The organism is Actinophytocola sp., from assembly GCF_036378875.1.
Taxonomy (GTDB): domain Bacteria; phylum Actinomycetota; class Actinomycetes; order Mycobacteriales; family Pseudonocardiaceae; genus Actinophytocola.
Map to the genome: position 1 here is coordinate 88,275 of NZ_DASUVO010000129.1, position 20,933 is coordinate 109,207.

The following is a 20,933-nucleotide window of genomic DNA, read 5'->3' on the forward strand; positions in this document are numbered from 1 at the left end:
ACGGTGCCGTCATGCCGGTACGGCACCGCCGCCATGTTTTTCAACCGACCGTCCACTTCTGGTTGGTCGCACCCGTGCACGTCCAGATCTGCAACCTGGTTCCGTTCGCGGAGCCACCTCCGGACGCGTCCAGACACCTGTTGGCGCCGACGTTGACGATGTCGCGCGCCGCCTCGACACGCCATCGCTGTGCGGCGGAGCCGTTGCAGTCGTAGAGCTGCACGACCGTGCCGTCCGCCGTGCCGCCGCCGTTCACGTCAAGGCACTTGCCCAGTGCGCGGATCGTGCCGTCCGTTGCGACCGTCCACTGTTGAGCGGCCGTGCCGTTGCAGTCGTACAGCTGCACGGCTGTGCCGTTCGTGGTGCTCGCCCCGGCCACGTCGACGCACTTGCCGCCGACGCCGGTGATGCGGTTGCCGCCGCCGCCCACGTCGTTGGTGACGCGGACGTAGTCGATGGTCAACGTGTTCGGGAACGGCGTGCTGGCGTTCGGGTCACCCGGCCAGTAGCCGCCGACCGCGAGGTTCAGTATCAGGAAGAACGGGTGGTCGAACACCCACCTGCGGCCGCCGAGATCGGCCGGAGTCCTTGTCTGGTAAGTGTTTCCGTCCACCTTCCAGACGAGCAGGTTCGGCGACCACTCCACTCGGAACGTGTGGAACCCGTCCGCGAACGCGTTGCCGATCGAGTAACCGGCGCCGATGCCGCCGCTGCCCGAGTAACCCGGGCCGTGAATCGTGCCGTGCACGGTGTTCGGCTCGAAACCGACGTTCTCCATCACGTCGATCTCGCCGGCGTCCGGCCAGCCGCCGCCCGTGCCGAGCATCCAGAACGCCGGCCACATGCCCTGCCCGCGGGACATCTTGATGCGGGCCTCGAACGTTCCGTAGGTCTGGGTGAACTTGCCGGAGGTGTTGAGCCGTGCCGAGGTGTACTCGCACCGGCCGTACCAGCACTGGTAGTTCCCCGGGTTCTCACGCCGCGCGGTGATCACCAGGTTGCCCTGGCCGTCGTGCACGGCGTTGCTGGTGCTGTTCGTGTAGTACTGCCGCTCGTGGTTGTTCACGTTGTCGCCGGTCTCGAGGTTCCACTTGGAACCGTCGACCGGCGTGCCGGCTGGCGCGTTGAACTCGTCGGCGAACGTGGTCGCCGCGATCGCGACATCGCCGGCTGCCTGCACGGACGGGCTCACCACGGCTGCCAGCGTGGCGATCCCGGTCGCGAGGGCCAGGAGGAGGGGTGATCGTCGAGAGGGGTGCGTGGACATCATTGTCACCGCCGACGGTCGTGTTTAGTTGTCTTCCGCAACAAAGGGTGCCATGGTCCAGACCACGCTGGCAAGCGTTTTCCGGAACCGGTTCCGGCCAGCTCACGGGTGGGTCACCACGGCACCGGTCGGCCGTCGCGGAAGAAGCCGCCGGTGGGCCCGTCGTCGGCCAGCGTCACCGCCCACACGACGCTGGCCGCCCCCTCGGCGACCGGCCGGCCACCGGGACCACCCATGTCGGTGGCGACCCAGCCAGGGCAGATGGCGTTGACCAGGATCCCGTCCGCGCGCAGCTCGGCGGCCAGCATCCTGGTCAGGGCGTTGAGCGCGACCTTGGTGGTGCCGTAGGCGGGTGTGCCGCTGCCCATGCTGGCCAGCGAGCCGGCCTCGCTGGAGACGTTGACCACGCGGGGATGCTCGCCGCGACGCAACAGCGGGAGCAGCACCTGCGTCAGGCGCCACGGCCCGTAGAGATTGGTCTCGGCCGCCGTGCGGACCACGTCCAGATCGGCCGTGCTGGCGCGCTGCCACGTGTCGTAGGTGATGGCGGCGTTGTTGACCAGCGCGTCGAGGTGGCCGTACCGGTCGGCGATCGTCGTGGCCGCCCGCGTGATGTCGTCCTCCGACGTGACGTCCAGCCGCATCGGATGGGCGTTCGGGCCGATCTCCGTGGCCGCCCTGGTCGCTGCCTCCTCGGACCGGGCGGTGACCAGCACGGTGTGGCCCAGTTCGGCCAGCTGGCGGCACACTTCCCGGCCGATGCCCCGGTTTCCTCCGGTGACCAGTGAAATCATGGCGTCCACGATGCCAGACCGGGGTTTAAGTGTTCGGTTAACACAGGTACTCCGTGCCGTCGCCGGCCGCCTAGCCTGGGCACATGACTGGAGCACGGGATCAGGCGCGCTCGGTCCTGCGGGACATCTGGCACGCACGCGAGCAGACCGAGCTGCCGGCCGGCCATGGCAAGGCGTGCAAGGCAATGCGGCATGTCGGGTTCGACGAGGTCGACGATGACCTGCGCGCCGCGTGGCGGGACAAGCTCGAACGTGAGGGCAAACTGGGCGCCCGGTCGGTCGCCGACCTGCTGGCCGAGCGCCGCACGCGGTGACCGGCCCGGTCGCCGAGCTGGCGGAAACGCTGCGGCAGGGCGGTTATCTGGCCGACCGCGGGTTGACGACGGCCGTGCACGTCGCGCTGTCGTTGCGGCGGCCTCTGCTGCTGGAGGGTGAGGTCGGCGTCGGCAAGACCGAGATCGCGAAGGTGCTCGCGGCCGTGCTCGGACGCGAACTGATCAGGTTGCAGTGCTACGAAGGCATCGACACCAACCAGGCGCTGTACGAGTGGGACTACTCGCGGCAGCTGTTGCACATTCGGGCTTCCGCCCAGGCCGCCGACCTGTTCGGCCCGGAGTTCCTGCTGGAGCGGCCGTTGCTGCGCGCGGTCCGCGCCGGCGACCGGGCGGTGCTGCTGATCGACGAGATCGACCGGGCGGACGACGAGTTCGAGGCGTTCCTGCTGGAGGTGTTGTCGGACTTCCAGATCACCATCCCGGAGGTCGGCACCGTCTCATGTGAACGGCCGCCACTGGTGGTGCTCACGTCGAACCGCACCCGCGAGCTGCACGACGCGTTGAAGCGGCGCTGCATGTACCACTGGATCGACTACCCGTCGTTCGAACGTGAGGTCGAGATCGTGCTGCTGCGGTCCCCTTCGGTGCGGGAGGCCCTGGCGCGGTCGGTCGTCGCGGCGGTGACCCGGCTGCGGGAGATCGACCTCGCGAAGCCGCCTGGCGTGGCGGAAACCATCGACTGGGCACAGACTCTGGACTTCCTCGGCGCGGCGGCGCTCACGCGCCCGCTCGCCGAGGACACGCTCGGCGCGGTGGTGAAGGAACGCGACGATCTCGCACTGGTGCGGGACTCGTTGGGCGAGATCCTGACCGATGACTGACGTCGGGCACCTTGTCGGGTTCGCGCGGGCGTTGCGCGCGGCGGGTTTGAGGACCGGCACGGGGGACGCGGAGGCGTTCTGTGCCGCGGTGGCCTGCCTGAACCCCGCCGATCTCGTCGATCTGTACTGGGGTGGACGGTGCACGCTCGTGACGCGGCACGCGGACATCCCGGTGTACGACGAGGTGTTCCGGCGGTACTTCCTCGGGACCGAGGCACCGGCGGCCGCGGTGGCCGAGCTGCGGGCGGTGTCGACGGCCGGCACGTTCGTGGTGCCGTCGGTGGAACCGGGCACGGCCGAGAGCGAACAGGAGGCGCTGGGACTGGCCGCCTCTACTGTGGACATCCAACGCCGCCGCTCGTTCGCCGAGTGCACACCGGAAGAGTTGCTGGCACTGCGTCGAATCCTCGCCCGGATCCGGTTGACCCCACCGAGACGGCGTACCCGCCGGCTCGGGCCGGCGCCGGCGGGTCGAGTGCTGGACCTGCGGCGAATGGTACGTGCCTCGTTGCGTACGCAGGGCGAGCCGGTGACGTTGCGGTGGCGGCAGCGGCGGGTGCGGCCGAGGAGACTCGTGCTGCTGCTGGACGTGTCGGGCTCGATGGCGGAGTACTCGCGGGCGCTGCTGCAGTTCGCGCACGCGACCGGTCGTGCGGCGCCGAGGGTGGAGGTGTTCTGCTTCGGCACCCGGCTGACCTACCTGACGCGGGTGTTGCGTACCCGTTCGGTGGACGATGCCCTGCGGTCAGCGGGAAAGCTTGCCACCGACTGGGACGGTGGCACGAGGATCGGCGACTGCCTCGACGCGTTCGTCCGCGGCTGGGCGCGACGCGGCATGTCCCGTGGCGCGACGGTGGTCATCTGCTCGGACGGCCTGGACCGCGGCGAACCGGCGCTTCTCGCGTCCAGTGTGGACCGTCTGGCGCGCCTGAGCCACCGCGTGGTGTGGTTGAACCCGCACGGCAAGGCCCGCTCGGTTGGCATGATGGCGGCGGCCGACTTCATCGACGTGTTGCTACCGGCCGCGAACCTCGCCGACCTCGAGGCGTTCGCCCGCCTGCTGCCTACGTTGTGAGCCATTCCCGCCGCAGGATGGCGAAGACGAGCTCTTCGCGCCATTCACCGTCGACCCGGCGGCAGTCGACGAAATGGGCCTCCTGCCGCATGCCCAGCCGCGTCATCAGCTTGGCGGACGCGGTGTTCTGCGCCGAGCATCGCCCGGTGATGCGGTGCAGTCCCATCTCCTCGAAGCCGAGCCGCAGCATCTGACGTGTCGCCTCGGTGGCGAACCCCTTGCCGTGGCTGTCCGGATGGAACACGTAGCCGATCTCGCCCTGGAGGTTCTCGAGGCTCACCAGTCCCAACTCGACGTGCCCGATGACCGTGCTGGTCCCGGTGACCGACACGGCGAGGGTGAGGTAGTCCCCGTCATCGGTCAGCCCGTTCTCGGACACCATCTGCTCCAACGAGACGCGGCTTTCCTCCCGGTCGCGGGCAGCCCACAGCATGTACTGCGCGACCTGGGGTAAGCGCTGGTACGCCCACACGTCGTCGAGATCGTCCATGGTGAAGGGCCGCAACAGGAGTCTCTCGGTCGCGATGGGGCGGGCGGTCAGCGACATGGCGCAGACCTTAGCCCTGTGCACCGGTGATCCTTCGCTCGGTTGGGAGGTGGGGCCTGGCGTGCCTCACCTCCCGTTGCACGGTGGGTGGTAGACGGTGATCAGCTCCGCCGTGATGTGGTCGCGGTGGGCGGGAGTGTCGCCGGGGACCACGAACCACGCCACGTGCAGCTTCCACTTGTCGCCGGCGCGTTTCGTCCAGCACGGGGTACGCCGGTGGCGGAACGGGAAGCCCACAGCGGACACGTCGTCCGCGTGGTCGGCGTAGAGCACGGCGTAGCGGGACGGCTCGACGAGCCGGTACATGATCACGTACACCGCCGGCCCGGCCGGTGGGAGCCAGCCGCCGAGCAGGCGTGGGCCGTCGAACAGGTAGCCGGCGGCGCGACCCAGTCTGATCACTTCGGGTGGAAGCCGACGGTCTCATGTAGACGTGAGCGCCGGGTGCCAGACGCCGGGCGCGCGGGTTCCCTGGTGGGTACGGCCGAGGCACGGGCCACGATCCGCTCCGCGAACCCGTACAGCAGCGGCAACGCGCTCGCCACCACCTTGCCCGTCCGGTTGATGTGCGCCACGCCAGGCACGATGTCGGCCGCCTGCCCACGGATCTTCTTCACCAGCGCGGCGCACTCCTCCAGGTTGGTCGCGATCCTCGTGAGGAGCGTGCCGATCCAGAACAGGAAGAACGCGAGTCCCGCGATGAGCACGACGATCTCCACGACCGTCAACACCACCAGCGTGGTCATGACTTGCCTCCCGAGGCGACGCGGCCGAGGAACAGGTGATGCCGCAGGCCTTCCGCGAGCACGGCGTCGACCCGTTCCGCGGTTTGCGGGACCAGCGTGGCGTGTTCGGTGTTCTCCGCGACCGACTCGAGGGTGTACCGGACCTCGGCGACCCGGTTGTCGATCAGCTTGACGAAGTACACCAGCAGGCTCAGCAACGCCACGACGGCCACGATCACGACCAGGCCCAGCACCAGTACGAGGGTCCAGTACTCGGTGTCCGTCATGTCACCCTCCCAGCCTTGCCCGGCCGCGCGCGAGACCGGCGGTGATGGTCTCGGCGTGCTCGATCGTCTTCGCCAACGCGCCCAGTGGCGCCGTGTTCGTCTCGGCCTTGATCAGAGCGGCGTTGATCAGCGGCGCCTGCCGCGAGATCCGCCGCGCCAGCAGGATGATCGGTGTCACGAGCGCGACGACCACGGCCACGACGACGAGCCCGATGACCAGGCCGACAATCCACCCGGTCATTGCACGCCCTCACACCAGTCGCGTACCGGTTTCAGGTTGGCGTTCACGGAGATGAGCCGGGCCGGCACGGTCCTGGTGCGTTCGGCGATCGAGTCCACGCCGGCGACCACGCCGTCCAGCGTGGTGGCCACGTTGCGGAGGTGGACGATGACGCGGACGAGTGCCACGGCGGTCAACCCGATGATCAGTGCCGCGGCCACCAGCGTGACCCACGCTACGGCAGGCATTACCCCTCCAACAGCTTCTGGACGCTGCCGGCGTAGCGCACCGCGCCGACCTGGACTTCCTTGATCGTCTCGTCGGTCTCCGCCAGCATCGCCGGTACCGGTTCGAGGTCGTCGTTCAACCCGCCGCCGTCGGCGAGGACGTCCTCCGCGGCGTCCCGGATCCGTTCGACGGCCGCGAGGATCCGGTTGAGCAACGCGATCACGACCGGCAGCACGACGAGCAGCAGCGCCAGCGCGCCCACCCACCACAGGCCCATGTCATGCCCTCCTCGTCGAACGGCGACGCGCGTTGGACCCGAAGAACCGCCAGAACACGCGTCTCGACGCGGTCATGGCCGCGGCGAACCCGATCGAGAGACCGCTTGCCGGGGTGGTGCCGCCGGTTCGCTCCTCTCCGCGTGCCCATCGCGGGATGTCGGCGGCCACGTTCGTCGCGAAGTGCCCGAACAGGACGTTCGTGACGTCGGTCATCATGCCGCGCCCGTACTGCGCGGCCGCGCCCGTGATCGTCAGGTCCTGGGCCACCGCCACGAGGGTCCCGCCCGCGGACTTCGTGAGCGTCGCCGTCAGCGTCATCGACGCCTGGCCCTTGCCACGTTCCTCGGCCCCGACCGCCTCCATGACGACCTGGCGACTCGCCTCGTCCCGCGACACGATGTTCGCCGTGCCCGTGAACCGCAGGGTCACCGGTCCCATTCGGACGGTCACGCGACCCTTGTAGGTGTCGGAGTCCACGACCTCGGTCAGCTCGGTGCCCGGCAGGTTCGGGGCCATGCGAGGCACGTCGAGCAGGTAGTCCCACACCCGCTCGACCGGCTGCGGCACCTCGAAATCACTGGTGATCAGCATGTGTCAGTCCAATTTCACCGGCGGCGCGCCCGAGACGTCCCGCCTCGTCGTGATGGCCTCCCACACCCGGTCCGGCAGCAACGGCATGTCGATGTTGCGGACGCCGGTGTCGGCCAGCGCGTCCATGACCGCGTTCACGAACGCGGCAGGCCCGCCGACCGCCGCGCACTCGCCGACGCCCTTCGCGCCGAGCGGGTGGTGCGGGCAGGGTGTGACGACCTCGTGCAGTTCGAAACCCGGTGTCTCCCACGCGGTCGGCAGCAGGTAGTCCATGTAGTTCGAGCCGACGCAGTTGCCGTCGGCGTCGAACGTGATGAACTGCATGTTGGACATCGCGTACGCCTCGGTGAGACCGCCCATGATCTGCCCTTCGACGATCATCGGGTTGATCCGGACACCGCAGTCGTCGACCGCGACCGTCCGCAGCACGTCCCACACCCCGGTCTCCGGATCCACCTCGACCGTCACGAGGTAGCAGGCGAACGGCCAGGTCAGGTTCGGTGGGTCGTAGTAGGCGTTGTTCTCAAGGCCGGGCTCCATGCCGTCGGGCATGTTGCCGTACGCGGCCGCCGCACACTCCTGGATGGACACACCGCGGGACGGCGCGCTGCGGACGTAGAACCGGCCAAGCTCCCACTCGATGTCCTCTTCGGACACTTCGAGCAGGTGTGCGGCCAGCTTCCTCGCTTTGGCGCGGATCTTGCGGGCCACCATCGCCACCGCGGCGCCCGCGACCGGCGTCGACCGGGACGCGTACGTGCCCATGCCGAACGGCGCCGTGTCGGTGTCGCCCTCCTCGACGATCACGTCCGCGGCCGGGATGCCCAGCTCGTGGGCGACGATCTGCGCCCACGTCGTCTCGTGGCCCTGACCCTGGGTCTTCGCGCCCGTCCGAAGGATGGCCGTGCCGGTCGGGTGCACCCGCAGCTCGGCCGAGTCGAACATCTTGATGCCGAGGATGTCGTACTCGCGGCTGTTCCCGGCGCCGAGCGGCTCGGTCATCGTCGAGATCCCGATGCCCAGCCGTCGCCCACGCTTCGCGGCCTCCTCCTTGTCGAGGAGGAACTGTTCGTAGCCAATGGCTTCCAGACCGATGTCCAGACACCGTTGGTACTGCCCGGAGTCGGTGAGGAACCCGAACGGCGTGCGGTACGGGAACTGGTCGTCGCGCACCAGGTTGACCCGGCGGAACTCGGCCGCGTCCATACCGAGGTCGGCCGCGGCCGTGGCGACCATCCGTTCCTGGAAGAACATCGCTTCGGTGACACGGAACGAGCACCGGTAAGCCACGCCGCCGGGTGCCTTGTTCGTGTACGTGCCACGGGCCGTGATGTGTCCTGTTGGGACGTCGTAGCAGGCGAACGCCGAGTGCACGAGCCCGATCTTGAACTTGCTCGGCTGCGCGTCGGAGAAGAACGCGCCCTGGTCGGTGTCCGCGTGGAACCGGACACCCAGGATCTTCCCGTCCGCGCGCAACGCCAGCTCGCCGTCGAAGTACATGTCCCGCGCGAACCCGGTGGAGATCAGGTTCCCCGACTTGTCCTCGATCCACTTGACCGGCTTGCCGAGCAGGATCGAGCACAGGATGGCGCAGACGTAGCCGGGATAGACGGGCACCTTGTTGCCGAACCCGCCGCCGAGGTCCGGCGAAACGATCCGGATCATGTGCTCGGGCAGCTCGGCCACCAGCGCCACCGCGGCCCGGATGATGTGCGGCGCCTGCGTTGTCATGTAGACGGTCAGCTTCTCGGTCGCCTGGTCGAAACTCGCCACCGCACCACAGTTCTCGATGGGCGATGGATGCGAGCGCGGGTAGTGCAGCGACAGTTGGGACACCACGTCGGCCTGCTCGAACGCGCGGTCGGTCGCCTCCTTGTCACCGACCTCCCACTGGTAGCAGACGTTGTCGGTCTGGCCTTCCTTGTCGTCGCGAATGATCGGCGCGTCGGATGCCATCGCCTGCTTCGGGTTCACGATGGCCGGGAGTGGCTCGTACTCGACCTCGATGGCCTCGCAGCCGTCCTTGGCGATGTACGGGTCGTCGGCGACGACGCACGCGACTTCCTGCCCCTGGAAGCGAACCTTGTCCGTGGCGAGCACGGCCTGCGTGTCGTAGGACAGCGTCGGCATCCACGCCAGGTTGCGCTGCGCGGCCATCTCACCGGTCAGTACCAACCGGACACCGGGAATCTCCCATGCCTTGCTGGCGTCGATGGACTTGATGCGGGCGTGCGCCACCGGACTGCGCAGGATCTCCATGTGCAGCATGCCCGGCAGCGTGATGTCGTCGACGTAGTTGCCTCGGCCGCGGATGAACCGCGCGTCCTCGACCCGTTTGCGGCTCGCGCCAAGCCCACCGATGCGAACTTCGTCGAGTTGGGTCACGTCAGACCTCCGCGGGACGCATCTTGGCGGCCGCCCACAGCACGGCCTTGACGATGTTCTGGTAACCGGTGCAGCGACAGAGGTTGCCGGACAGGGCCCAGCGGACCTCTTCCTCGGTGGGGTCGGGATTCCGTTGCAGCAGCGCCATCGCACTCATCATCATGCCGGGAGTGCAGTAACCGCACTGGAGTCCGTGCTCCTCGCGGAAGCCTTCCTGAATGGGGTGCAGCTCGCTGGCCTGAGCCATGCCCTCCACCGTGCGGACCTCGTGCCCGTCGGTCTGGACGGCGAGCATGGTGCACGACTTGACCGCGGTGCCGTCGAAGAGGACGGTGCACGCCCCACAGTTCGTCGTGTCGCAACCGATGTGCGTGCCGGTCAGGCCGAGTCCCTGCCGCAGCAGGTGCGCGAGCAGGAGCCGTGGCTCGACCTCGACCACGTGGTCCTCGCCGTTGACGGCGACCGTCACCCGTCGTTTCTCCATGGACAACCCCTTATGCCGCAACGGCGACGGCCGACTCGAGCGTGCGGGTGACGAACGTCGTGATGACGTGTCGCTTGTAGTCCGCGCTGCCACGGTGGTCGGACGTCGGCCGCGCGGCCTCGGCGGCGAGCCGCGCGGCCTCGGTGACGACGTCCGGTTCCAACGCGCTACCGGCGAGCACCTGCTCGGCCGCGATCACCTTGATGTTGTTGGCGCCGACGCCGGTCAGCGCGACCCCCGCCGTGATGACCGTGGCCCCGACGGTCTCGAGCGCGACCGCGACACCGACGGTGGCGAAGTCACCGACCCGGCGCTCCAGCTTCAGGTACCGGCCGTACGGTGTGCCGGTTGGCACCGGCAGGCGGGCCGCGACGGCGATCTCCCCTGGTGCCAAGGCGTTCTGGAAGGGACCGGTGACGAACTCGGTCATCGGGATCACCCGTCGGCCACCACCGGGCGAGGCGGCGACGATCGAACCGTCGAGCGCTAGCAGCACCGACGCCCAGTCGCCCTGGGGATCGGCGTGGCACACCGAACCGACGATCGTGCCCCGGTTGCGCACGATCGGATCCGCGATGAGTGGGGCCGCCGACGCCATGAGCGGCCACGATCCGAGACCGGGTGAGAACTCGACATCGACATGTCGACACAGCGCGCCGACCTCCAGCGCGCCGTCGCGTACCTCGTGGTAGCCGAGATCGGGCACGCCGTTGATGTCGACGAGCAGCTCCGGCGTCGCGAACCGCAGCTTCATCATGGGGATCAGGCTCTGCCCGCCGGCGAGGACCTTGGCGTCGTCGCCGTAGGAGCGCAGCAGGTCGAGCGCCGCGTCGAGGGTTCTCGGCGCCTCGTAACGGAAGTGGGCGGGGTACATCAGGGTTGTTCCGGCTCGCGCACGGCGACGGGCAACGACTCGTCGCCCGGATCCGGTCGTGCCTCCTGATGCGGTGGCCACGGCCCCGGAACCGGTTGCGCGGCAACCTTGAGCCAGTTCACGACGGCGGGGAACGCCCAGATCGTCGGGCTCTTCCCGGTCTTCGGCGCGTTCTCGATCAGCTCGTACATGCGTGGGTTCCCGCCGTCCATTGTGCGATCGTCGTGACCGGACTGACCACCGGGCAAGCGGCGGGTAACCGAATGCTTATTGCGGGAGCGCAGCGGGCGGAGGAGCGGAGCGACCCATCAACACAGGCTCAGCTCCACAGGGTTACGTACACCGGGGGGCGGAACTTCGACGGTGGCACCCCGGACCCCGGCTCACGCATCACCCGCAACGCGGCCGCCGTCGACAGGTAGTGGCGGAACGTCTCGGCCGCGATCGAGCGGCGCTCGGGGCACAGCGTGGTCAGGTACCAGGTCGAGTCGGCGGGGGTGCAGGCCGTGTTGACCACACGTAGCTCGCCGCGGCGGAGGCGGGCCGTCACCAGGTGGGCCGGGGCGATCGCGACGCCGGTGCCGTCCGCCGCGGCCGCCCATGCCGCGGTCTGACTGCCGAACACCCGGATCCGCGACTCAGGCACGTGCAGGCGGGCGAGCAGGCGGCCGCTGTCGCTTGCCGGGTCCGTGCCCGTCTGGTCCACCAGCCATGACCAGCCGCGCGGGTTGCCCGGGAGCCGAGTCGCGCCGGCCACCACGACCAGGTGGGTGCGGAACACGGGTTCGCTCACCATCTCGTCGTCCGGTCGGGGGATCAGGTTCGGGCCCAGTGCGGCGTCGGCGAACCGGTTGGCCAGCAGCACCGGCATCTCGTCGGCCGCCGCCATGCCGACGCTCGTGTCGATGCGCTCGCCCTTGCCCTCCGCGAACGCGTTGACCAGCGGCGTCGCGACGAACTCCATCACCGTGCCCGACGCGACCAGCCGCAGCTGGCCAGGAGCGCCCTTCCCGACCCGGACCGCGGCCTCGGCGTCCGCGCCCAAGGCCACCATCTGCGACGCGATGGGCAGCAGCCGCATGCCCGCCGGGGTGAGCCGCATGCTCGCCCCCGACCGCGTCACCAGCTGGTCGCCGAGCTGCTGGCGCAACGCCGCAAGCGCTTGCGACACCGCCGGTTCGCTGACCCCGAGCGCCGAGGCCGCCGCCTTCACCGAACCCAGCCTGGCGACCAGCACAAACGTGCTCAGCTGCGTGAGCGTCATGCACGAACATTGTGGTCGCGCTCACGCTTAAGGGAATACTTATCCGCCGATTGCCCCCGGATGGCCCACGCCAGAACCTTGCCCACAGGGAGGGCTGATGCAGGTACCCGCCGCGTTCCAGTACCGCAAGGCGACGACCGTCGAGCACGCGTTGACGCTGCTCGCCGAGTACGGCCCCGACTCCATGATCGTCGCCGGCGGGCACAGCCTGCTGCCCATGATGAAGCTGCGGCTCGCGCATCCCGAGGCGCTGGTCGACATCAACGACCTCGACGAGCTGGCCGGGGTACGCGTCGACGGCGACTGGCTCGCGGTCGGCGCGATGACGCGGCACGCCGAACTGCTCGCGTCGGCGGAGGCCGGCCGGCTCTTCCCGATCCTGCACGACGCCGAGCGGGTCATCGCCGACCCCATCGTGCGTAACCGGGGCACGGTCGGCGGGTCGCTGTGCCAGGCCGATCCGTCCGAGGACCTGTCGGCGGTGTTCGCCGCGCTCCGTGCCGTGCTGGTGATCCGTGGGCCCTCCGGCACCAGAAGCGTTGCGGCGCGGGACTTCTTCGTCGGTCCCTATCAGACGGTCGTGGCGCCGGGGGAGCTACTGGCCGAGATCCGCGTGCCGCTGCGGTCGTCGGTGAGCGCCTACGTGAAGGTCGACCGGCGTGCGGGGGACTGGGCCGTCGGTGCGGCCGGGGCGGTGCTGGTCGTCGAGGGTGACGTGATCACCGAGGCCGGGATCGGTCTCACCGCACTGGGGGCGCCGGGGTTCGTCGCGGCGGAGGCGGAGGCGTTCCTGGCCGGTGGGTCGCCGTCCGAGGAACGACTGGTCGAGGCCGGGCGCATCGCCTCCCGGCTTTGCCGGCCTGCCGCGGACCAGCGCGGACCCGTTGAGTACAAACGCCATCTCGCCGGTGAGCTGGTCACCAGGGCGCTCCGCCGTGCCATGGAGCGGATCTGATGCGGATCATGGTGTTGGTCAACGGGAAGGAGTACGTGCGCGACGTCGAGCCGCGTCTGCTGCTGGTGCATTTCCTCCGTGACGAGTTGGCGTTGACCGGCACGCACTGGGGTTGCGACACCTCCAACTGCGGGGTGTGCGTCGTGCATCTGGACGGTGTGCCGGTCAAGTCCTGCACCGTGCTCGCGGTCATGGCGGACGGCCGTGAGGTCCGGACGGTCGAAGGGCTCGCGCACGGCCCCGACCTGGATCCCGTGCAGGAGGGGTTCATCGCGTGCCACGGCCTGCAGTGCGGGTTCTGCACGCCCGGGATGATGATGACCGCCCGCTGGTTGCTTGACGAGCAACCCGATCCCTCCGAAGAGGACATTCGGGAGGCGTTGTCTGGGCAGCTGTGCCGGTGCACCGGCTACGAGAACATCGTGCGCTCGATCCGGTGGGCCGCCGAGAGGGAGTCCTTGTGATCGGGTTCGGGCGTTTGCCGAGGAAGGAGGACGTCCGGTTCGTGCGGGGCCGGGGGACCTTTGTGGACGATGTGCGGCTGCCCGGCATGCTGCACTCGGCCGTGTTGCGCAGTCCGTACGCGCACGCGCGCATCGTGTCCATCGACACGTCAGCCGCCGAGGCGCACCCGAAGGTCCGCGCCGTGCTGACCGGCGCCGATCTCGTGGCCCGTGGGCTCGAATGGATGCCGACGCTGTCCCACGACCGGCAGGCCGTGCTCGCCACCGACAAGGTGCGGTTCCAGGGCCAGGAGGTCGCGTTCGTCGTCGCCGAGGACCGGTACTCGGCACGGGACGCCCTCGCGTTGATCGACGTGGAGTACGAGCCGCTCGCCCCGGTTGTTGACGCGCGAACCGCGCTCGACGATGGCGCGCCGGTCATCCGGGACGACCTGGAAGGCAAGCGGGACAACCACATCTTCGACTGGGAGGCCGGCGACGCGGCCGAGACCGACCGGGTCTTCGCGGCAGCGGACGTCGTGGTGGCGCAGGACATGCTGTACCCGAGGGTGCACCCGGCCCCGCTGGAGACGTGCGGGATCGTGGCCGACCACGATCCCGTCACCGGCAAGCTCACCGTGTGGGCCACGAGCCAGGCGCCGCACGCGCACCGGACGTTGCTCGCGCTCGTGACCGGCATCGCAGAACACCGGATCCGCGTCATCTCGCCGGATGTCGGCGGAGGGTTCGGCAACAAGGTGCCGATCTACCCGGCGTACGTGTGCGCGGTGGTCGGCGCGATGGTGACCGGCGCGCCGGTGAAGTGGGTCGAGGACCGGTCGGAGAACCTGATGGCGACCGCGTTCGCGCGGGACTACCACATGCACGGCGAGATCGCGTCCACATCGGACGGGCGGATCCTGGGGCTGCGGGTGCGGGTGCTCGCCGACCACGGCGCGTTCAACTGCACCGCGCAGCCGTCGAAGTACCCGGCCGGCTTCTTCCACGTGGTCACCGGGTCATACGACCTGCGGGCCGCGCACTGCGCGGTGACCGGCGTCTACACCAACAAAGCCCCGGGCGGGGTGGCGTACGCGTGCTCGTTCCGCATCGCGGAGGCGTCCTATCTGGTCGAGCGCCTCGTCGACCTGTTGGCGCTCGAGCTGGCGCTCGACCCCGCCGAACTGCGGTTCCGGAACCTGTTGCGGCCGGAGCAGTTCCCGTACGTGTGCGCGACCGGGTGGGAGTACGACTCCGGAGACTACCCGAAGGCACTCCAGTTGGCGCTGGACACCGTCGGGTACGAGAAGCTGCGGGCCGAGCAGGAACGGGGTCGTGCTCGCGGTGAGTACCTCGGCATCGGGATCAGCTTCTTCACCGAGGCCGTCGGCGCGGGGCCGCGCAAGCACATGGACATCGTCGGGTTCGGCATGGCCGACGGCGCCGACCTGCGGGTGCACCCGACGGGCAAGGCGAGCCTGCGGATCTCCGTGCAGACGCAGGGGCAGGGACACGAGACGACGTTCGCGCAGATCGTCGCGCACGAGTTGGGCATCGACCCGGACGACGTCGATGTCGTCCACGGCGACACCGACCTGACCCCGTTCGGCCTCGGCACGTACGGGTCACGCTCGACACCCGTGTCCGGCGCGGCCACGTCCGTTGCCGCGCAACGGGTCCGCGCGAAGGCCCGGTTGATCGCCTCGGCGCTGCTGGAGGTCGACCCCGACGATCTCGAGTGGACGCCCGGCCGCTGGGCGGTGCGGGGCGATCCGGTGTCGGGCGCGTCGCTGCGGGAGATCGCACTGGCCGCGCACGGCGCCGTGGACCTGCCGGACGGCCTCGACGGGCATCTCGACGGGTCCTGTGTGTACAACCCGCCGAACCTGACCTTTCCGTACGGCGCCTACGTGTGCGTGGTCGAGGTGGATCCCGGCACCGGGCAGGTGGCGGTCCGCCGGTTCGTCGCCGTGGACGACTGCGGTGTCCGCATCAACCCGACCATTGTGGAGGGTCAGATCCACGGTGGGCTCGCCGACGGGATCGGGGTCGCGCTGATGGAGCTGATGCCGTTCGACACCAGCGGAAACTGCCTCGGCGGGTCCTTCATGGACTACCTGGTGCCGACGGCGGTGGACTGCCCGTCATGGGAGCTGGCGTCGCTCGTGACGCCGTCACCGCATCATCCGTTGGGGGCCAAGGGAGTCGGCGAGTGCGCGACGGTGGGCTCCCCGGCGGCGGTGGTGAACGCGGTGATGGACGCGTTGCGGCCGTTCGGTGTCCGGCACGCCGACATGCCACTCACCCCGGCTGCGGTGTGGTGCGCCGTCCAGGGCCGGCCACTGCGGCCCGACCTGGCCATAGAGTAGGGAGACTGTCATGTCCGTGCTGACGAAGGTGGACTCGTTGCGGTCCGGCCGGACACCGTTCGTGCTGGCCACGGTCGTCCGTGCGGAACGACCGACGAGCGCCAAGCCGGGCGACCGTGCCGTGGTGATGCCGGACGGCACGATGGAGGGCTTCGTCGGCGGCTCGTGCGCGGAGTCCACGGTCCGGTCACAGGGCATGCGTCTGCTGGCGACCGGCGAGTCCACTTTGTTGCGTATCACGCCGACCGAGACGTCGGAAACCGTGACGGAAGGCCTGGTGACGGTGGGCAACCCGTGCCTGTCTGGCGGCACCCTGGAGATCTTCCTGGAGGCGATGTTCCCGCCGAAGCTGGTGTGCGTGCACGGTGACGGCCCGGTCGCCCGCGCGCTGCTGGACGTGGGCCGGGCACTCGGCCACGACCTGTGCGCCCCGGCCGACCCGCTGCCCGACGACCTGGCCGCACTGGTGGTCGCGTCCCACGGCCACGGCGAGGAACCGTTGCTGGAGAACGCGCTGCGTGCCGGTGTCCCGTACATCGGCCTGGTGGCGAGCCGCCGCCGAGGCGCCGCGGTAGTGGCGTCACTGAACGTCGACGACGAACAACGGACCCGCGTACACACCCCCGCGGGCCTGGACATCGGGGCCAGAACCCCCGCGGAGATAGCACTGTCGATCTACGCGCAGCTGGTGGCCGAACGCGCCGGTGCGGGGACCTCACGGTCCGCCGCACCGGCCGAGACAACCGGCCACTGCTGCGCCTAGAGAGCCGGAGCCAGGTTGGTCAGTAGTGTGCGGCCCAGTTCGGCGTTACGCGGCTTGCAGAGCACGTCGTAGCGGCGGGCGACCAGCTGGCTGTGCGAGACGAAGTCCCGCTGTCCCCTGGTGGCTCCATACTGGACGGCCGACCAGGCGAGCCCGAACACCACACCGGACACCACGCCGATCAGGATCGGTGCGAAGCCGGCCGTGCTCGAGAACAGGCTGAGCAGAAGGCCGACGAACAGGCCGAACCAGGCACCGGACGCGGCGCCGGTCGTCAGGACTCGGCCCCATGTCAGCCGTGCCGCGACGCGCTCGACGACCATCGGCTCCACGCCGACGATCGTGACGTCCTGGACCGGGAACTCGTTGTCCGCCAAGTGGTCGACGGCTCGCTGGGCCTCTTTGTACGTGACATATGAACCGATCGGCCAGCCTTCCGGCATAGTCGGCAGGCCGTTGGTCGGTGCGAACGCTGCCGTCATCGAGGGTCACCTCCGTTAGTAGGTCTACCCGTACCAACGCGGCGGAAATCCGCCATGTGCCCGGTCGGCAGAGTTCACAGAAGGTTCTCAGGGTCGCGGACCTATTTCCTTACCGTCCGCCAACACCGTGATCGCCTGCATGGGGCACTGGTCCGCCGCGTCGAGCGCGATCTCGTCCGGTTCGATCTCCGGCTTGACCGGCTCAGCCCAGTCGTCCAGCACGAACAGCTCGGGCGCCAGCGCGGCGCACATCCCCGTCGCACCGCAGACGCTCTTGTCCACCCTCAGCTGCCACGTCATGGGCTCACCATCCGATCGGCATCGTCACCGGTCCGCGTACCAGCATCTCGGTCTTCCAGACGATATCGCCGGCCAGGTGGAGGTTCGGCATTTCGGACAGCAGCACCTGCAGCGCCTCCTGCAGCTCCATCCTGGCCAGGGCGGCGCCGAGGCAGTGGTGCACGCCGTGCCCGAAGCCCAGGTGCTGCTCCGGTGGCTGGTCGATCTGGAGCTTGTCCGGGGCGGTGAAGCGCACCGCGTCCCGGTTGGCCGCGCCGATCGCCACGATCACGGGCTCACCAGCGTGCACCAGCACGTCCCCGACCCGCACGTCCTCGGTCGCGTACCGGGCGAAACCGGCGCCGGCGCCCAGCGGGACGAACCGCAGCAGCTCCTCGACCGCGCCGGGGATGAGCGACGGGTCCGACTTCAGCTTGTCCATGGCCTCGGGGTGGTCCAGCAGGGTGAGGATGAAGTTCGGGATCTGGCTGGCCGTGGTCTCGTGCCCGGCGACGAGGATGCCGGCGCACAGGTCGACCAGCTCCAGCTCCGACAGCCGGTCCCCCTCGTCGTGCGCCTCGATCAGCGCCGTCATGAGGTCGTCCTGCTTGTTGACCCGGTGGTCCGTGATCAGCCCACGGATGTAGTCACGCAGCTCGGTGCGGTTGTCCATGTACTCCTCGGCGGTCAGCCGGCTCGTGGACAGCACGTTGTCGCTCCACACGCGGAACTTCGGGCGGTCCTCGACCGGCACGCCCAGCAGCTCGCAGATCACCGCGACCGGCAACGGCAGCGCGAACCGGTCCACCAGGTCGACCGGCGCCCCCGCCGCGATCATGTCCTTGACCAGGCCGACCGCGATGTCCCGGGCCCTCGGCCGCAGCTCCTCCACCCGCCGCACGGTGAACGCCTTGGCCACGAGCGTGCGGAGACGGGTGTGGTCCGGCGGGTCCATCGAGAGAATGCCACCCTCGAGCCGGCCGGCCTGCAGCCTCGGTTCGTCGTTCGCGGCGGCCATGGCCCGGCTGAACCGCCGGTCGCCGAGCACCAGGCGGGCGTCGGCGTACCGGGTGGCCAGCCACGCCGGCTCGCCGTGTGGCATCTGGATCCGCAGCATCCCGGGCGTGCGCAGTGCGTCGTAGTACGACTCGTGCAGCGCCAGACTTCCGGTTTCGTTGAATGGGTACGCGACAGTCATGAGGCCTCCCCAAGCTTGTAAGCGCCTGCTTACAAGCTACGCTCGGTGTCAAGATGATTACTTCCGGAGCGCGGTTACCCTGTCCGCTCTGGAGGTTCAGTGACCGAAGAGATCCGCCGCCGCGACGCGGCGGCCACGAGGCAGACGCTCCTCACCGCCGCGACCGAACTGTTCGCCGAACGCGGCTACGACAGAACGACCGTGCGTGACATCGCCACCAGAGCGGGCGTCAACCAGGCGCTGCTGTTCCGGTATTTCGGCTCCAAAGAGGCACTGTTCGTGGAGGCCACGTCCGACACCAGCCTCCGCGAAACCGAACCCAGCCTCCTGCTCGCCGAGATGCTCGAACACCTGCTGACCCCGGTCTCCTCCGGACACCGCGACCAGGTGCTGACCACGCTCCTGCGCACCCTCGGCACCGACGAGGAGGCAGCCGCCGTCCGCCGCCGCCTGACCACCAGGTACATGGCCGCACTGGCCACCCTCACCGACGAGCCAGACGCCGACCTACGCGCCGAACTGGTGCTCGCCTGGGTGTTCGGCATCAGCTTCATGCGCGGCGTGAGCGCGACCCCACCATTCGCGAACGCCGACCCGGACACAGTGCGCGAACTGGTCCTCCCCGCCGCCCGCCAACTACTGGAGAAGATCGCGGACGCCACCTGAGTGGTGAACCATGGGAAGTCGCTGGTGGTTGTTCTATTATCGCACACATGGTGGTGGACGCAGGGGGGATAGGTCAGCGAATCGCTGACGCTCGCGGCCGGGCGGGTTATACGCAGGCCCAACTCGCATCCGCGATCTCCCTCGATCGGTCGGCACTGGCGAAGATCGAGGCTGGGCAGCGCCGCGTGTCGGCTCTCGAGCTCGCGCGGTTGGCTGATGCGCTGGACGTGCGCGTTGAGTGGTTCCTGCAGGACGCGCCACCTGCGATCATCTCGCGCAGGAGCGCCCAGGAGCCGGGGACGCCCAGTCCGCGTATCGATTCGCTCGTCGAGCGGATCACGCGCTCGGTCGAGTTCGTGGCCGAACACGATGATCGATTTGCGATACCGACCGTGGAAACGCAGCCCGTGCCCACAACCAACGTTGAAGCCGACGCTCTGGCGGAAACAGCTCGTGCGTTGCTTGGCATGGATCGTGATGAGCCATGCGTTCATCTGGATCAGAAGGTCGCTGGCATCGGGCTGTATGCCTTCTCCTTCGGTCTGGGGTTCGAGTCTGCCGACGCTGCCACGATCGCTCTCGATCGTGGCGGGGTAGCGGTGATCAACGGAGAGCAGCGAGTCGGGCGTCGCCGCCTTGCCCTTGCGCATGAGCTCTGCCACTATCTGGTCGCTGATGACTACACAGTGGATTGGCGAGTGGCCGAGCATCAGGCGTCGGAACGTCGTGAGGGCTTGTTCGACAGGTTTGCCCGTGCGTTGTTGCTTCCGGAGTCGGGTGTTCGGGATACGTGGGAGTCTTACGCAAGCGATGGCGATCGGCGTGGCGCTGCGGTTCGTATCGCCAGTGAATACCGAGTGGACATGGCAACCCTGGCGTACCGTTTGCACGAAATAGGCGTCCTCGGTCAGGCTGACTCCGTGAAGGTTCGATCAATCAGAACCACGCGCGCTGACATTGTCGAGATGAACCTTGTCGTGGGCGAGGAGTTGAACCCGCCGACGTTGCCCCGCGAGTACGTCCTTGCTGTGCTACGGCTGTACCGAACGGAGACAGTTTCGTTGGAACGAGCGCTGGATCTCCTGCTCGACGCCTGGGACAGGGATGCGATGCCAACGCTTCCCAAGCGTGGTGAAAACGAGATCTGGCAGTTCGTCTAACCATGGCCGAGCAATCGTCGACTCTCGTGTTCGACACGGGGCCGCTGAGTCATTTCACCCAGGCAGGCTGGTTGGGAGCGCTGCGTGTCATTCTTGGTGACCGTCGTGCGGTCATACCTGACACTGTGGTCGCGGAACTTCGTTCGGGGGCACCGAGTAGGCCGAATCTCGGTCTGGTGCTCGAAGCTTCGTGGATCGAGCAACACGAACTCGTGAGTGATGAGGAGTTGCGCGAGTTCGCTCGGTTCTCTTCACTGCTGGTCGCGAAGGATCGCAACATTGGCGAAGCGGGCGTGCTCGCATACCAACACGCGCGTTAGTTAGTCGACTTTGATCTCGATGTTTGCGAGAATCAGGTATGCGCGAAGACGATGGCCGCAAGCTTGATCATCAGACGCTGGAAGCGATGCGGTTGCGGGCTGTCGCGGCGGTGGAAGCCGGGC

At 68.6% G+C, this 20,933-nt stretch carries 28 protein-coding genes; 10 read left to right on the forward strand and 18 right to left on the reverse strand.

Annotated elements, in window-relative coordinates:
- Positions 1-40 precede the first annotated feature (40 nt).
- Both VF106_RS37010 and VF106_RS37015 read right to left on the reverse strand, forming a co-directional pair.
- Positions 41-1,267 (reverse strand): ricin-type beta-trefoil lectin domain protein, encoded by a 1,227-nt coding sequence (locus tag VF106_RS37010; RefSeq protein ID WP_330844617.1) that lies wholly within the window; start codon positions 1,265-1,267, stop codon positions 41-43.
- Between the two features lie 113 nt (positions 1,268-1,380).
- Positions 1,381-2,061 carry an SDR family oxidoreductase gene (locus tag VF106_RS37015; protein WP_330844618.1) on the reverse strand — a complete coding sequence of 227 codons (681 nt, stop codon included), beginning with the start codon at positions 2,059-2,061 and terminating at the stop codon, positions 1,381-1,383.
- A gap of 83 nt (positions 2,062-2,144) precedes the next feature.
- On the opposite strand from VF106_RS37015, the gene VF106_RS37020 reads away from it, so the two are divergent.
- From VF106_RS37020 to VF106_RS37030, 3 genes are read left to right on the forward strand one after another with little or no spacing between them, the layout of a single operon-like run.
- A complete protein-coding gene (locus VF106_RS37020) occupies positions 2,145-2,375 on the forward strand; it encodes a hypothetical protein (RefSeq protein ID WP_330844619.1) in 231 nt (76 codons plus the stop codon).
- Positions 2,372-3,217 carry an AAA family ATPase gene (locus tag VF106_RS37025; protein ID WP_330844620.1) on the forward strand — a complete coding sequence of 282 codons (846 nt, stop codon included), beginning with the start codon at positions 2,372-2,374 and terminating at the stop codon, positions 3,215-3,217. Before VF106_RS37020 ends, VF106_RS37025 begins: the two co-directional genes overlap by 4 nt.
- A complete protein-coding gene (locus VF106_RS37030) occupies positions 3,210-4,292 on the forward strand; it encodes a vWA domain-containing protein (protein WP_330844621.1) in 1,083 nt (360 codons plus the stop codon). The genes VF106_RS37025 and VF106_RS37030 overlap by 8 nt, the downstream gene beginning before the upstream one ends.
- Here VF106_RS37030 and VF106_RS37035 read toward each other — a convergent pair.
- The 13 genes from VF106_RS37035 to VF106_RS37095 form a co-directional block, all read right to left on the reverse strand.
- A complete protein-coding gene (locus tag VF106_RS37035) occupies positions 4,282-4,863 on the reverse strand; it encodes a GNAT family N-acetyltransferase (protein ID WP_330844622.1) in 582 nt (193 codons plus the stop codon). The two genes, VF106_RS37030 and VF106_RS37035, sit on opposite strands and share 11 nt — an antisense overlap.
- A 42-nt stretch (positions 4,864-4,905) precedes the next feature.
- Positions 4,906-5,241, reverse strand: coding sequence for a hypothetical protein (locus tag VF106_RS37040; protein WP_330844623.1), 336 nt, complete (start codon positions 5,239-5,241; stop codon positions 4,906-4,908).
- Positions 5,238-5,585 carry a hypothetical protein gene (locus tag VF106_RS37045; RefSeq protein WP_330844625.1) on the reverse strand — a complete coding sequence of 116 codons (348 nt, stop codon included), beginning with the start codon at positions 5,583-5,585 and terminating at the stop codon, positions 5,238-5,240. Before VF106_RS37045 ends, VF106_RS37040 begins: the two co-directional genes overlap by 4 nt.
- Entirely contained in the window at positions 5,582-5,851 is a 270-nt protein-coding gene (locus VF106_RS37050) for a hypothetical protein (RefSeq protein ID WP_330844626.1), read from the reverse strand. The genes VF106_RS37045 and VF106_RS37050 overlap by 4 nt, the downstream gene beginning before the upstream one ends.
- A 1-nt stretch (position 5,852) precedes the next feature.
- Positions 5,853-6,092, reverse strand: coding sequence for a hypothetical protein (locus VF106_RS37055; RefSeq protein ID WP_330844627.1), 240 nt, complete (start codon positions 6,090-6,092; stop codon positions 5,853-5,855).
- Positions 6,089-6,319 carry a hypothetical protein gene (locus VF106_RS37060; RefSeq protein ID WP_330844628.1) on the reverse strand — a complete coding sequence of 77 codons (231 nt, stop codon included), beginning with the start codon at positions 6,317-6,319 and terminating at the stop codon, positions 6,089-6,091. The genes VF106_RS37055 and VF106_RS37060 overlap by 4 nt, the downstream gene beginning before the upstream one ends.
- Complete coding sequence (locus VF106_RS37065; RefSeq protein WP_330844629.1) at positions 6,319-6,576, reverse strand: hypothetical protein; 258 nt, start codon at positions 6,574-6,576, stop codon at positions 6,319-6,321. Before VF106_RS37065 ends, VF106_RS37060 begins: the two co-directional genes overlap by 1 nt.
- Before the next feature lies 1 nt (position 6,577).
- On the reverse strand, positions 6,578-7,168 hold the full coding sequence (locus VF106_RS37070) for an SRPBCC family protein (protein ID WP_330844630.1): 591 nt from the start codon (positions 7,166-7,168) through the stop codon (positions 6,578-6,580).
- A 3-nt stretch (positions 7,169-7,171) separates the two neighbouring features.
- The gene (locus VF106_RS37075) at positions 7,172-9,553 is read right to left on the reverse strand and encodes an aerobic carbon-monoxide dehydrogenase large subunit (protein ID WP_330844631.1); all 2,382 of its coding nucleotides are present in this window, start codon (positions 9,551-9,553) and stop codon (positions 7,172-7,174) included.
- Between the two features lies 1 nt (position 9,554).
- A complete protein-coding gene (locus VF106_RS37080) occupies positions 9,555-10,037 on the reverse strand; it encodes a (2Fe-2S)-binding protein (protein ID WP_330844632.1) in 483 nt (160 codons plus the stop codon).
- Between the two features lie 10 nt (positions 10,038-10,047).
- Positions 10,048-10,911, reverse strand: a complete 864-nt coding sequence (locus tag VF106_RS37085) for an FAD binding domain-containing protein (protein ID WP_330844633.1) — start codon at positions 10,909-10,911, stop codon at positions 10,048-10,050.
- Entirely contained in the window at positions 10,911-11,123 is a 213-nt protein-coding gene (locus VF106_RS37090) for a hypothetical protein (RefSeq protein ID WP_330844634.1), read from the reverse strand. The genes VF106_RS37085 and VF106_RS37090 overlap by 1 nt, the downstream gene beginning before the upstream one ends.
- A 107-nt stretch (positions 11,124-11,230) precedes the next feature.
- On the reverse strand, positions 11,231-12,175 hold the full coding sequence (locus tag VF106_RS37095) for a LysR family transcriptional regulator (protein ID WP_330844635.1): 945 nt from the start codon (positions 12,173-12,175) through the stop codon (positions 11,231-11,233).
- Positions 12,176-12,272: 97 nt separating this feature from the next.
- On the opposite strand from VF106_RS37095, the gene VF106_RS37100 reads away from it, so the two are divergent.
- From VF106_RS37100 to VF106_RS37115, 4 genes are read left to right on the forward strand one after another with little or no spacing between them, the layout of a single operon-like run.
- A complete protein-coding gene (locus tag VF106_RS37100) occupies positions 12,273-13,130 on the forward strand; it encodes an FAD binding domain-containing protein (RefSeq protein WP_330844636.1) in 858 nt (285 codons plus the stop codon).
- Complete coding sequence (locus tag VF106_RS37105; RefSeq protein WP_330844637.1) at positions 13,130-13,594, forward strand: (2Fe-2S)-binding protein; 465 nt, start codon at positions 13,130-13,132, stop codon at positions 13,592-13,594. Before VF106_RS37100 ends, VF106_RS37105 begins: the two co-directional genes overlap by 1 nt.
- Positions 13,591-15,942, forward strand: a complete 2,352-nt coding sequence (locus tag VF106_RS37110) for an aerobic carbon-monoxide dehydrogenase large subunit (RefSeq protein ID WP_330844638.1) — start codon at positions 13,591-13,593, stop codon at positions 15,940-15,942. Before VF106_RS37105 ends, VF106_RS37110 begins: the two co-directional genes overlap by 4 nt.
- A 10-nt stretch (positions 15,943-15,952) precedes the next feature.
- A complete protein-coding gene (locus VF106_RS37115) occupies positions 15,953-16,705 on the forward strand; it encodes an XdhC family protein (protein WP_330844639.1) in 753 nt (250 codons plus the stop codon).
- Here the strand turns inward: VF106_RS37115 and VF106_RS37120 are convergent.
- The 3 genes from VF106_RS37120 to VF106_RS37130 all read right to left on the reverse strand — a co-directional run bounded on the left by VF106_RS37120 (position 16,702) and on the right by VF106_RS37130 (position 18,664).
- Positions 16,702-17,187, reverse strand: coding sequence for a YflT domain-containing protein (locus tag VF106_RS37120; RefSeq protein WP_330844640.1), 486 nt, complete (start codon positions 17,185-17,187; stop codon positions 16,702-16,704). The genes VF106_RS37115 and VF106_RS37120 overlap by 4 nt on opposite strands.
- An 87-nt stretch (positions 17,188-17,274) precedes the next feature.
- Positions 17,275-17,487: a ferredoxin gene (locus tag VF106_RS37125; protein ID WP_330844641.1), complete on the reverse strand. Its 213-nt coding sequence runs from the start codon at positions 17,485-17,487 to the stop codon at positions 17,275-17,277.
- Between the two features lie 4 nt (positions 17,488-17,491).
- Positions 17,492-18,664 carry a cytochrome P450 gene (locus VF106_RS37130; RefSeq protein ID WP_330844642.1) on the reverse strand — a complete coding sequence of 391 codons (1,173 nt, stop codon included), beginning with the start codon at positions 18,662-18,664 and terminating at the stop codon, positions 17,492-17,494.
- A gap of 99 nt (positions 18,665-18,763) precedes the next feature.
- Between VF106_RS37130 and VF106_RS37135 the strand changes: the two genes are divergently transcribed.
- From VF106_RS37135 to VF106_RS37145, 3 genes are read left to right on the forward strand one after another with little or no spacing between them, the layout of a single operon-like run.
- On the forward strand, positions 18,764-19,330 hold the full coding sequence (locus VF106_RS37135) for a TetR/AcrR family transcriptional regulator (protein ID WP_330844643.1): 567 nt from the start codon (positions 18,764-18,766) through the stop codon (positions 19,328-19,330).
- Between the two features lie 47 nt (positions 19,331-19,377).
- Positions 19,378-20,490 (forward strand): helix-turn-helix domain-containing protein, encoded by a 1,113-nt coding sequence (locus tag VF106_RS37140; RefSeq protein ID WP_330844644.1) that lies wholly within the window; start codon positions 19,378-19,380, stop codon positions 20,488-20,490.
- A gap of 2 nt (positions 20,491-20,492) precedes the next feature.
- A complete protein-coding gene (locus tag VF106_RS37145) occupies positions 20,493-20,810 on the forward strand; it encodes a PIN domain-containing protein (protein ID WP_330844645.1) in 318 nt (105 codons plus the stop codon).
- Positions 20,811-20,933: the final 123 nt, after the last annotated feature.